The following is an 11,535-nucleotide window of genomic DNA, read 5'->3' on the forward strand; positions in this document are numbered from 1 at the left end:
TCAAAGCGCAGCGATGGCCTTCACTTCGTCCAGCAAACGACCCAAGCGCGCCAGCACCCGAGGTTTGCCCAAAAGGATCATCATCACCTTCACATCCGGACCACGTGTCTGACCACTCAACGCGAACCGCAGCAACGGCATCAACGCCCCCGCCTTCACCTTCTGCTCCGTCGCCACCACCGGCAATGCGGCTGCGATGGCTTCCTCGTCCCATTCCGACTGCGTCAGTCCATCCAGCAAAGCCTGCGCCAGGGTCGCTGCCTGCGCATTCGCCGCCAGTTTCTGCTTCACCTCGTCCTCATACGGAAAATCTTCACGGAAAAAGAAATGCACCCACTCCGGAAACTCGCTCGCCAGACTCACCTTCTCCTTTACACAATTCAAGACCTTCGCCGCAAACGACAACTCGCCCACCACCAGCCCTGCCTTCTCCAAATACGGCAGCGCATAAGCCAGCAACGCTTCATCACTCAACAGGCGCAAATGCTGCTGGTTCACCCACACACACTTCTTCATGTCGAACCGCGCATTGCTATGATGCACCGCTCCGATATCAAACCACTCGCGTGCTTCGTTCACCGTAAAAATTTCTGCCTGATCTTCCTTCGGCGTCCATCCCAACAGACACAGATAATTGAACACCGCCTGCGGCAAAAAGCCCGCCTCGCGATATCCATCCACACTCGCCCCTTCATCCCGCTTGCTCATCTTCGAGCCATCCGGATTCAATAACAACGGAATGTGCCCATACCTCGGTGGCTCCTTCCCAAACGCATGGAACAGATCAATGTGCTTCCACGTGTTTGAAATGTGGTCCTCCCCGCGCACCACATGCGTGATCCCCATCTCCAGATCATCGACCACGTTGCAAAAGTGGAAAATATAACCCCCATCCGGCCTGCGCACCGTCATGTCCGGCTCCTCCGTTGCTGCAAAGTTGATGTCCCCGCAAACCAGATCCGGAATCGTGATCGGCTGCCGACTGAATTTGAACCTCACTGCTCCATTGTCTTCCGTGTAAACCCGACCCGCCGCCTCCAGCAACGCCAGATACCGATCATAAATCTCCTTCCGCTCACTCTGGTAATACGGACCAAAATCCCCCCCCACTTCCGGCCCTTCATCCCAGTCCAAACCCAGCCAGCGCATCCCGTCAGTGATTGCCTGCATCGCCTGATCGGTATTGCGCGCCGCATCCGTGTCCTCGATCCTCAACACCATCTTGCCACCCTCACGACGCACCAGCAGCCAGTTGAACAAAGCCGTCCGGGCACCGCCGACATGCAGGTAACCCGTGGGAGAAGGAGCGAAGCGAACACGAATGGAAGAACTCATTCCCCCTATTTCGACCCGCCCCCGGCCAAATTCAACCGCCAACCACACAACAAGCCTTTATGTTACCCACCCACCTGCGCAGGTCGACCTCGCGACCCGCTCGAAAAGACTATTGGATAGACCGATGCAAGCGCTTCAGTTCTTCTTGAGTCGCAGCATCGAATCGATCCACTGGCACTTGAAAAACTTGCCCATCCGATCGTTTAAACTCGCCGACAGAACCCTCGGCATTTACAAAGCCCGTTAAAATCGCGTTCAAAACCCTTCCATCGGCCCCTTTCCAATCTCGTGCTGGGGTTGGCAATTCTGCCAAAGCGACCGCTGGTGGTGAATTGGAATTTCCGCTTGAAATTTCGACTGGCGCAACAGGAACAGAAACATCTTCTTCCGCCGTCTCAATCTGCAATCCCCCTTCCTCTGCCTTTTCAAAAAATCCAGCCAGCAAATCGCGTCCGTCCATGCCCTCCACTTCTTCAACGAGGCCCGCGCGGGCATCGCCCCCGAGTTCCGCCAACTTTCCAGACATCGCCCGCTCATAAAGCAACGCCCCCCGAACTCCCACTCCCAAAGTGACAGGCTTCACTTCCAGATGATGCGCCAGTTCCTGTGCGCTACGCCAAGCAGCTTGGCAGATAAAATCTTTGGCGTCGTCGGAAAACTTTCGCAACTCCGGCACATGCACGAGGAAGACGCATTTCTCTTTGGTCAGCAAACAATAGGTCAAGAACTGCCCCTTCGACAAGGAAACCACCGGTTTCTTTTTGCCTTCTTCTACTCCCATCTCCCGATAGGCGCTGATCAAAGTTGAAAACTGTTCCGCCAACTCCTTGGCCTTCGCCGTATTGCCATGCGCCACTCCACCGCTGGCACCAACAATCAACCGGTCCGCCTCCTTAAAAGCCTTCATCGAAGGCTCATCAACCACCATCGAGCTGTCCGTATTCGCGCCCGCTTTGGGTCCAATAAATGCCAGAACAGTGCCCCCAATGGCCAAAAAACCGAGAAGCATCATCCAACCCGATCCCGTGATGAAGAAAAAGGTGTGCTTTTTCCGCAATAAGACTGGTTGTCGCGTCCTCGGATCAAGCAACGTCTGTTCTGTTGTTTTCCCTAGAGATTTGGCATAAATCCAGACCATCATGGTGGCTCCCCAAACCGCCGCAGCCAAGCTCCATTGAGACCCCCACTCCAAGTTCAATGAATCCTTGGTTACGCCACTCAATACGAAGCCCGCAATGAAGCCGAAGATGGCCGCGATTGGAATTAGAATACCGTGTCCCGTCCAGATGATCATAAAATTTTAGAGTCCGATTTGCGCAATCAGACAATCAAAATCTCCCATGCTTGTCCACCAATTTTGCATGAACTCATTCACTGATTCCTTAACCCATCGCCATATTTTGAGCCCAATGTGTTGAACTTGTCACTTCTGCCTCAAGCCATTCCGCCTTGCGCCAGCCGCCGTCTTGGGCTAAGGAACTGCCGCCAGAGTAGTGTCAGTGCCAGATTAACGTTGCCCCTTTCAAGAATGATTTGTTTGTCCCTTCCCCGAGCCGCTGCCGTTTTCACTTTCGTTCTCGCCGGTTCCCTTCTCTGCCAGCCTCAAGCACAGGCCAGCCCCTCCAGAGTCATTGTTCGCAGTGCCTACTCTCCTTCCGCTGGCATTCAAAGCGGCGAACCCGCCAAACCTTCTCCCATCTCAGGCTCCGTCGCCAAACCACGCCCCAGCGTCGTCAGGCCCGGTCCGCTTTCCACTGTCCCCCACTCCTTCACCCCACGCACTGGCTGGAAACAAAACATCGTCGCCACGGTCTTCTGGGTCGGTGAACAACCCACCCAAAACAACCCCACCCCCAACTGCAAAAGCTCCTGGGACACCGCATGGATGGACAACTTCGGCGGATACGACGATCCCGACATCACCAACCGGACCCACGGCTACCGCCCCGTCAACTTCATCCCCAAACAAAACCCCTTCTACATCGCCCTGCCCTACAACGACGTCATCAACCACGCCACCACCAAACCCGAGGCTGCCAAAGTCATCCCCTGGTTCAAAGAAACCTTCAAACGCCACGGCAAATCCGTCTGCCACAACCGCTGGCTCGCCATCCGCCACGAAGGCCGCGTCGTCTACGCCCAATGGAGCGATTGCGGACCTTTCGTCACCGACGACGCCCCTTACGTCTTCGGCGACGCCCCACCCGTCAACACCAGCAACAACGGCGCAGGCATTGATCTCTCCCCCGCCGTCCGCGACTATCTCGGTTTCACCAGTGGAAAAAAGGTCGACTGGTGTTTCGTCGAAGCCCACGAAGTCCCCGATGGACCATGGAAAGCCCTTGGCACCAACAATCCTTTCTCCAAAACCTGGGTCAAAGACCCCGAGCCGATCTTTCAAGGTGCTTTCATCGCCAAGACCTGGGTCAAATCCAAATCCAGCACAAGCCCTTCCAAATCGCGCAGCAAAAAGCTCGCCGCCAACAACGGCCTTCCCGGTTTCACCCTGAAAAAAGCCCGTAAATCCGAAGGCTAGCAAAACGTAGAAGGCTCGTCCCGAGCCTTTCATTCGTTTCTTATCTGGGCTCCCATTGTCATCCCGGAAGATCCATGCCCAGATCTCAAGCCGAGTTCATCCTTCCGCCTTCATCCTTCATCCTTTCGCTTCTTGTCCCGCGTGATCATGCACATCGACATGGACGCCTTCTTCGCGTCCATCGAACAGCGTGATCACCCCGAATACCGGGGCAAACCCCTCATCGTCGGCTCACCCCCCGATCAACGCGGCGTCGTTTGCGCCGCCAGTTACGAAGCCCGACAATTTAAAGTCCGCTCCGCCCTGCCCTCGCGCACCGCCGCCAAACTCTGCCCTCAAGGCATCTTCGTCCGCCCGCGCATGGACGTCTACCGTGCCGAGTCCGCCCTCATCATGGACATCCTCCACACCTTCGACCTCGACGTCGAACGCGTGTCTGTCGACGAAGCCTACCTCGAACCCCGAAATCTCGTAACACAAGACGACCCCCTCACCACCGCCGCCCAGCTCGCCACCAACATCAAACAACGCATTCTCGACGAACGTCACCTCACCGCCAGCATCGGCGTCTCCACCAACAAATTCCTCGCCAAACTCGGCAGCGATTTTCAAAAACCCAACGGACTCACCGTCATCCGCGACGAAGACAAAATCGCCCTTCTTCGCCCCCTCCCCATCCGCAGCATCCACGGCGTCGGACCCGTCACCGCCGCCACCCTCGAGAAACATCAGCTCCACACCATCGCCGACCTCCAGGACACCAAGCTGAACCTCGACCTGCTCATCGGCTCTTTCGCCACCACCCTCAAAGCCCGCGCCATGGGCGAAGACGACCGCCCCCTCGACCTCAGCGATGAGCGCAAAAGCATCAGCGCCGAAAACACCTTCCTCACCGACACCGACCATCGCCCCACCCTGCGCGCCGCCCTCAAGGAAATGGCCACTGATGTTGCCCAAACCCTCTCAAAACACGGCCTTGCCGCCCGCACCGTTCAAGTAAAGGTCCGCTACAGCGACTTCACCACCCTGACCAGGCAGATTCGCGTCGAAGACTCCATCACCGATCCCCAAGATATCTACCGCCTCGCCTGTCACCTGCTAGCCCGGCACCAATTGGTCACCCAACCTCTCCGCCTGATCGGAATCGGACTCTCCACATTGGTCAATCCCACCCGCAATCAGCTGGTTTTACCCTTGGATTTCTAAAATAAGTGACCTCGAGGCAATAATTTGTTAAATTTTTAAAAAAATCAGCTTGTCTTAAATAAGCGCTGATTATAATGTTCTCTCGAACACCGCGAGACGCAGTGTCCCATTCGACATCATCATTCATTCCGACTCCACCCCATCGCTATTGTCCTCTTATGAAACCACTCCGTCACTGGCTCCTCCGCCTCCGCCCCCTGTTCCTCGGCCCCCGCAAAGCCACCCGTCGTTTTGCCATCATCGAATGGGACCTTCCCGAGCCAGACGGCTCCCCCTCAAACCGCCGTCGTCATTGAACCAGTTTCAGCGCCATGATCATCAACACCGATGCTGTCAATCAAGCTGGAACCAGCGGTTCGATGGCCGCATAAATATCCTGATTGGCCCTCTTTGCCTCCATCATGTCATAGTCGAGTTGAAATCCCAGCCAGAATTCTGGTGTGGTTCCAAAGCTACGCGCCATGCGTAGCGCCGTATCTGCCGTCACCGAGCGACGGCCCTTCACCAGTTTCGTCACGCGGCTATGGGGTAACCCAGTGGCAACCGCGAAACGATATTGACTGATCCCCAGCGGCTTCATGAACTCCTCCAAGAGCACTTCTCCGGGATGAATGTTGTCCAGTGTTTTGTCCATTTGTTTGCCCTTTTTCGAGACGCACAAGCCGTGAATTTATTTCATCTAGCCCGACAAAAATTGACTACTTCCTAAAACACAGCATCGCACCCAACCCACCGCAGGCAAGCGACGCCCAGAATCCGATCTGAAAAGTCACCACCAGCAACGCCACCTGCTCCACCTGCAACTGCTGCTGAATGTCCGACTGTGCCATCAACAGCAAAGCCACCGCTGACACGCCCGCCAACACTCCGGCAAATCTCCAAAAAAACAGTGCCACCACACCGCCACCGACGGCCACAAGAAACGCCGCCAGCACCCAGCGATTGCCTCCCGTTCGACCATCTTCCTGGATCTGCAATCGCAATCCACCACTACCTTCACCCTGGCGCTTCAAAAAATCCCCAAACGGCAGTTCGGTCTCCATCTTCGTCCCAAAAGCCGCCTCGTAACCGGTCAAGGTTGCCACCGGTCTCCCCTTGCAAGAAAACTCCACGAACGGTAAAAAAAACACCGCCGCCATTGCCAGCAGGGTCAGAGGTCCAATGGGAAGGCGCATAAAAATTTCAAACCACTTTAGACCCGTCCAGCCTCAAAATGGACCAGGCAGGAAAGCTAGTGTTTCTCTTCTTTCTTCTCACCGTCTCCGGCATGATCCTTGTCATGACTATGGTCGTGGTCGTGGCCCTTGTGATCATCGCCATGACCGTGGTCCTTGTCACCATGAGAATAAAGCTTCTTGGTCGACGACCAGTCATGCTGTTCGCAAGAAGTCACGAACACGGCGGCTAAAGCGAGAGAGGCGGCAAGGACTTGAATCTTCATCAGAAAAAAATGGAGCAGTGCAGGCACACTAGCGATCAATTCGCGCTTCGCAATGTGAAAAGCGCAAAAGCCAAATGGTCAAAATTCTCCACGAAACACACAGCGTGCCGTCGGCGTTTCGTGAATCACAATCTCACACAACCCGGGCAACTGAGGCGATAATTTCCGCCAGAACCACGCCGCCATCCATTCAATGGTCGGATTCTCCAATCCCTCCACCTCGTTCAAATACGAATGATCCAAAATCTCCAGCAACGGATTCATCGCCTTGGAGATTTGCGCGTGATCATACACCCAGCCAATCTTCTCATCCACCTCACCCTCCACCGTGATCTCCACCTTGAAACTGTGCCCGTGCATGCGTTTGCATTTGTGATCCCCCGGCAGCGACGGAAGGGTCTGGGCGGCTTCAAAACGGTAATCTTTAACGAGACGGCAGCGCATGATGATAAGTTCGTGAACCCCGTCCCTAATGGAAAAGCCTCCCCGCTGCAACTCGCAGTTTAAGGAGCAGGGACATTCCTGTCCCTCGATTCGTCTCCCTCACCATTCATCAAAAATCTTCCCCATTTTCCTCACTCCACCGGCGTCGCCTTCGCCGCCCGCAATTCCTCCGTGACCCCGGGCAGCAACCCAAACGACACCTTGCTGATCTCGCCGCCAAACGCCGCACTCTTCGGAAATTCTTTCGCCGGCAACACCGCCGACCTCTGGCCCACCGCCAGTTTCCCCGGCAGCCTGCGCGGAAACCCTCCCTCCATCGGTGCATAACCATGAGCATCGCGACCCGTCACCCCAACATCCAGACTTCCGTCCACCCCCATCAATGCACGCAAACTCACCTTCCCGTCTTCCAGCGCCTTCTCCGCCACCAAGCTCGTGCGCAACCCATCGTAATTGACCGTGAACGACGGCTTCCCGTCCTGCAAATGCACCGCAAATCCCATCCGCGCGTCACCTGCCGAAATCAGCGTCCCATTTGCATCCGAAAGAGCCCGATACTCAAACACCAACTCCATATCGAATCCCTTGCCCGTCACATCCGGCAACGACTCCGCAGCAAATTCATCGCCCGCCTGCAACCAGTAAACCACCGCCCCATCCGCCGAAGCATCGTAATCCACCTTTTCCATGGCCCGCGAATAAGCCGCCCAATCCTTCGGCACCAGCGCCGCCAACCTTGCCTCCAAAGCCGCATGCTCAGGCGCATTCGGCACATTGTTCAACGAACTCCCCACCGTCGACATGTCATGCAATTCTTCCTCACCCTTCTCATACCGATCAAAACTCCAGTTCTTGTCCACCACACGAATCGACCGATCCTCCGGCAAACCCGAAGCGATCAGCACCGGCCTGTCCCAAACCGAATTGGCATCCTTCAGTAACGACACCAAACTCTTCCCGGCAACTCCCGGCGGCAATTCCAAATCCCCAACGACCTCCACCAGCGTCGGATAAACATCCACCAAACTCACCGAAGCCGACACCGGCTTTTCACCCACCGTCATCCCCGGGACCGCGATGAACAACGGCACCCGACCCACCGTTGCCAAACGCGGCACCCCCATCACCACGATCACCGTATCCGCCATTCGATTCCCTTTTTCCAATGCATCCATCAGCTTGCCCAAGCCCGCATCCAAGTCCCTTTCGCCTTCCAATCCCACCACACAGAAAAACGGCACGCCATGATCACGCGTCACAAACTTCACCGCCCAGTCAATCGTCTTTTTGTCATCGGACACCCCAAAAAATCGCTCATCCCAGGCCGCCACCAAATCATACCCCACCGGCATCTCCTTCTGAACCTTCACCATCTTCGGACGAGCAAACACCTTGCCACTTCCTCCGGTCACAAATCCACCCTGACGAAACAACTCCGGCAACGATGGAATCTTCTGCAACAGCAACGCCCGCCGCCAATCCTGAACCTCCGTCACCACTCCATTTGCCCAGGGATACGTTCCCGTCATCACCGCCGTTCTCCCCGCATTGTCCGATTTGCAGGGCGGATAGGCCGACAAAAACGCGGTCGACATCCCATTCAACTTCACCAAATTCGGGTTCTCGTCGGACACCAGCGCATCGCTCCATCCCTCCACCAGCACCATCAACACATTCGGCCCTTTCTCCCGCAAAGCCTGCGCCTTCATCACCTCCCCAGGCACTTTCTCTTGAGCCTGCGCATGTCCCGACACCAAGAACAAACCCAAACCCACCCACGTCGCCGCCATCAAAAACAGCCTCGTCCTGATCATCCAATTCTTCGTGAGGTCGCTGCGTCGCATGTGTATTGCCTCCATTGTAATCAGATCACGACGACCGCCAGCGAAAAAACACATTACCGCTCGCCACCCTTCGCCAGCACCATTCGAAATCCCACCGTATCCGACCGTGCATTTTCCATCATCCCAATGCGTGCCGACGACAACAACTCATCCGCATTCACCGTCCGCCAGTTGCCACCCCGCACCGTGCCCATCACCGGCTTCTTCCCGTCCTTCGACCCCTCCTCACTTTTCAATGCCGAACTCCCCCCAAAATCGTTCGACACCCACTCACTCACATTCCCCGCCAAACCCAGAAACCCCTTCGCCCCCGGCGGCATCGCCGCCACGCCCGACGGACCCGGCTGCCGGTCATCATATCCCGCAATGAACTCCTCGCCCCCCATGCGCCGCCCATACGACTCATCCGCAAAATTGTCCACCATCCGCGGCGGCGGCCACTCATAACCCCACGGATAAACCCCACGAATCCGCCCGTTCCTCTCCGCCGGATCTTTCCCACGTTCCAACGGCAACCCCACCGCCCGGCTCCACTCCTCATCCGTCGGCAACCGATACCGATCCGCCACGCCGATCAAACCCAACTCCCGTTCCCGCTTCGTCAGCCACTCGCAATACCTCACCGCCTCCTCCCGCGACACTCCCGCCACCGGAAATTGCGCCTGTTTCGGCTGATTCGCAATCTGCGTCGGCCTGCGCACATTCGTCTCCTTCGCAAACTCCATGTAATCCCGCCTCCGCGTCTCCGTCGCGCCCATCAGCACTTCCCCCAACGGCAAAAACCGCAACCCCATCGAATTGCGCCACTCCCGCCCAAACGTCACACTGCGCCTCACATCCATGTCGCCAAACAACTCCAGCATCTCATTCTCCACCAGCGTCCCCTCCAAAATCAAATCCGTATACCCGTCGCCACGCAGTTCAAACTCGACCGGCCCCGTCTTCACCCGCGAAATCTCCAGCGGCGTCAGTCCCAGCAATTCCCCCGACTGAAATACACTCACCCCCGGCGGATTCGACTGCACCAGCACCCCGCCATACCCCTGCCGCTCGACCCTCAACGAAAACGCCTGCCAGTCCGTCGGCTCATCATCCGCATCCGCTGGCGGCGGACTCTCCGGCCCCCTCATCTCCGTCGACACCCCCTCCACAAACGGCAGCGTCTCCAGCTCATAATGATGCTCGGTCGCCAAAAGCCCCTTCTCCCGATCCGCATCCGTCAACCACGACCGAAACGCCTCCGCATCCGCCGAAGGCACCACCACGATATAAGCCGCATTCTTCTCTCCACGGATCACATAAGGCACAACTCGACCCTCAAACGTCCGACCACTCGCCTTCAAGAACCCATCAAAAAACCTCATCTCCACCGGCCGCTCACTCGCATGCCCGTTCTGTCTTGGCAAGAATGACATCCCCAAACTGTTCATCCACCTCTCCCCCGGTTGCGGCAGCTTCGACTCCTCCATCTTCACCTCATAAGTCGCCGGTTGTTTCTTGTTCGCCGTGAACTCAATCTCCTGCATCCGATACCCCGACATGCGCATCTGGTAAATCGCCGCCACCCCCTCCAGCGGATTCAACCCCAACGGCGTCACCCCCAGCTTCAGTCCGTTCGAATACACCTCCACCCCCGTCGGCAGCGACTGGATCGTCAACAACGGCTGCGTCCGATGCATCGCCGTTGTGATCCGTTCCCCCGCATTCATCCAGATCCCCAATCCCACCGCCAGCACCGCCGCCAGACCAATCATCGCCATCTTCCACTTCCGCAACGAAGCCCCATCCCGCACCCGCTCGCCCCGCAACGCCAGCGCCATGTCCCCCGCACTCGAAAACCTCTCCGTCGACCGCTGCGCACAGGCCCGGCAAATCACCCGATGCAACAACCGCCACTGTTCCAATCCCGTCCCCGACTCCCGCGCACTCGGCAAATCCGGAAAATCCAGCCGATCCTTCCCCGTGCTCGCCTCATACAACACCATCCCCAACGAAAACACATCCGACTGCGCCGTCCCCGGCCCTTCCGGTGCCACAAACCCTTCCGTTCCCACAAAACTCCGCTGCCCCAACAACGCCACCAACCCAATATCCGCCAATCGGCACACCCCATCAATGAACACCAGATTCGAAGGCTTCACATCGCGGTGAATCAACCCCTGCCCATGCATGAAATGCAACCCCTCCGCCACCGTCTCCCCAATCTTCAAGCACGCCGCCGACTTCACCCTGCCCTCTTTCCTCAACAACGCCGTCAACGTCAGCGGCCGATACGTCTCCGCCTTTATCTCCCGCCCCTCCTCCACATCATCCGCCAGCTCCATCACATAATAATAAAACCCCTCCTCATCATTCCTCCCCACCTGCAACACCGGCACCAATCCCGCATGCCTCCTCGACACCGGCTCATACTTCTTGATCGCCTCAAACTCCCGCTCAAACGCCTCCACGTAATCATAGTCCGACCTCCACACCACCTTCACCGCCCGCATCACTCCTGTCACACTCTTCGCCAGCCACACCTCCCCATACGCCCCCCGACCAATGAGTTTTAACGTCTCATGATCATGAATGCGTGGTCGCGAACGGTCACTGGCAGTCGAAGGATTCAAAACAGCAAATCAACAAGCAAACACTACGTCCCATCCAAGCCCAAACCATCACCCATTCAAAGCCCAAAATCACTTGCCTGAGCACCAAAGGTGCGCCCCACGACAGCCTGGGGCACC

The 11,535-nt window shown here is 56.9% G+C and carries 11 protein-coding genes; 3 read left to right on the top strand and 8 right to left on the bottom strand.

Annotated features, from left to right (window positions below):
* Both FEM03_RS16220 and FEM03_RS16225 read right to left on the bottom strand, forming a co-directional pair.
* Positions 1-1,335 (bottom strand): glutamate--tRNA ligase, encoded by a 1,335-nt coding sequence (locus FEM03_RS16220; protein WP_138087324.1) that lies wholly within the window; start codon positions 1,333-1,335, stop codon positions 1-3.
* A gap of 109 nt (positions 1,336-1,444) precedes the next feature.
* On the bottom strand, positions 1,445-2,629 hold the full coding sequence (locus tag FEM03_RS16225) for a hypothetical protein (RefSeq protein WP_138087325.1): 1,185 nt from the start codon (positions 2,627-2,629) through the stop codon (positions 1,445-1,447).
* Between the two features lie 243 nt (positions 2,630-2,872).
* Between FEM03_RS16225 and FEM03_RS16230 the strand changes: the two genes are divergently transcribed.
* The 3 genes from FEM03_RS16230 (at position 2,873) to FEM03_RS24490 (ending at position 5,373) form a co-directional block, all read left to right on the top strand.
* Positions 2,873-3,871 (top strand): hypothetical protein, encoded by a 999-nt coding sequence (locus tag FEM03_RS16230; RefSeq protein ID WP_138087326.1) that lies wholly within the window; start codon positions 2,873-2,875, stop codon positions 3,869-3,871.
* A gap of 141 nt (positions 3,872-4,012) precedes the next feature.
* On the top strand, positions 4,013-5,077 hold the full coding sequence (dinB, locus tag FEM03_RS16235; RefSeq protein WP_240772812.1) for a DNA polymerase IV: 1,065 nt from the start codon (positions 4,013-4,015) through the stop codon (positions 5,075-5,077).
* Positions 5,078-5,235: 158 nt separating this feature from the next.
* Entirely contained in the window at positions 5,236-5,373 is a 138-nt protein-coding gene (locus FEM03_RS24490; protein WP_166442912.1) for a hypothetical protein, read from the top strand.
* Positions 5,374-5,414: 41 nt separating this feature from the next.
* On the opposite strand, the gene FEM03_RS16240 is transcribed toward FEM03_RS24490, so the two are convergent.
* The 6 genes from FEM03_RS16240 to FEM03_RS16265 form a co-directional block, all read right to left on the bottom strand.
* On the bottom strand, positions 5,415-5,711 hold the full coding sequence (locus FEM03_RS16240) for a HigA family addiction module antitoxin (protein ID WP_138087327.1): 297 nt from the start codon (positions 5,709-5,711) through the stop codon (positions 5,415-5,417).
* 64 nt (positions 5,712-5,775) lie between these two features.
* Positions 5,776-6,252 (bottom strand): hypothetical protein, encoded by a 477-nt coding sequence (locus tag FEM03_RS16245; protein ID WP_138087328.1) that lies wholly within the window; start codon positions 6,250-6,252, stop codon positions 5,776-5,778.
* Positions 6,253-6,308: 56 nt separating this feature from the next.
* Complete coding sequence (locus FEM03_RS16250; protein WP_138087329.1) at positions 6,309-6,518, bottom strand: hypothetical protein; 210 nt, start codon at positions 6,516-6,518, stop codon at positions 6,309-6,311.
* Positions 6,519-6,596: 78 nt separating this feature from the next.
* A complete protein-coding gene (queD, locus tag FEM03_RS16255) occupies positions 6,597-6,962 on the bottom strand; it encodes a 6-carboxytetrahydropterin synthase QueD (RefSeq protein ID WP_138087330.1) in 366 nt (121 codons plus the stop codon).
* A 131-nt stretch (positions 6,963-7,093) separates the two neighbouring features.
* Positions 7,094-8,806, bottom strand: coding sequence for a LamG domain-containing protein (locus FEM03_RS16260; protein ID WP_138087331.1), 1,713 nt, complete (start codon positions 8,804-8,806; stop codon positions 7,094-7,096).
* A gap of 53 nt (positions 8,807-8,859) precedes the next feature.
* Positions 8,860-11,418, bottom strand: coding sequence for a bifunctional serine/threonine-protein kinase/formylglycine-generating enzyme family protein (locus FEM03_RS16265; RefSeq protein ID WP_138087332.1), 2,559 nt, complete (start codon positions 11,416-11,418; stop codon positions 8,860-8,862).
* Between the last annotated feature and the right edge of the window lie 117 nt (positions 11,419-11,535).

The sequence above is a fragment of the Phragmitibacter flavus genome (assembly GCF_005780165.1).
Taxonomy (GTDB): domain Bacteria; phylum Verrucomicrobiota; class Verrucomicrobiia; order Verrucomicrobiales; family Verrucomicrobiaceae; genus Phragmitibacter; species Phragmitibacter flavus.